The following is a 514-nucleotide window of genomic DNA, read 5'->3' as shown; positions in this document are numbered from 1 at the left end:
TCGCTAGCATCGCTATAATACAAACTTGTTTACACAAGTTCAGCTTAAAGGAATGTTCTAAAACGCAAATTCGTTTCGGTATCCAGTTTTCAAGGATCAAGTTTAAAGAAGTATTGAGTTTAAATCATTTTGGTGGAGCCAAGCGGGATCGAACCGCTGACCTCCTGCTTGCAAGGCAGGCGCTCTCCCAGCTGAGCTATGGCCCCATAAAAGTACTATCCTGTTAAATGTTATATGGTGGGCCTTGGTGGACTCGAACCACCGACCTCACCCTTATCAGAGGTGCGCTCTAACCAACTGAGCTAAAAGCCCATATAACATAACATTGAATCAACCAAAGGATTGGTTGTCCGCTTGGCAGCGTCCTACTCTCCCAGGACCCTTCGGTCCAAGTACCATTGGCGCTGGAGGACTTAACGGTCGTGTTCGGGATGGGTACGTGTGGAACCCCTCCGCTATCGCCACCAAACGCATACGAAAGAGACTTGCTCTTTCAAAACTGAACACGAGTGAG

Annotated in this window: 2 tRNA genes and 1 rRNA gene; all 3 read right to left on the bottom strand. The window is 47.7% G+C overall.

Annotated features, from left to right (window positions below):
• Positions 1 to 130: 130 nt before the first annotated feature.
• Positions 131 to 206, bottom strand: a tRNA-Ala gene (locus tag ACAN56_RS35460).
• 29 nt (positions 207 to 235) lie between these two features.
• A tRNA-Ile gene (locus ACAN56_RS35455) sits at positions 236 to 312 on the bottom strand.
• A gap of 40 nt (positions 313 to 352) precedes the next feature.
• Positions 353 to 469, bottom strand: a 5S ribosomal RNA gene (rrf, locus tag ACAN56_RS35450).
• Between the last annotated feature and the right edge of the window lie 45 nt (positions 470 to 514).

Source organism: Paenibacillus paludis, assembly GCF_042610515.1.
In the GTDB taxonomy this organism is placed as follows: domain Bacteria; phylum Bacillota; class Bacilli; order Paenibacillales; family Paenibacillaceae; genus Paenibacillus_AQ.
This window is presented reverse-complemented; position numbering and strand designations above follow the sequence as displayed.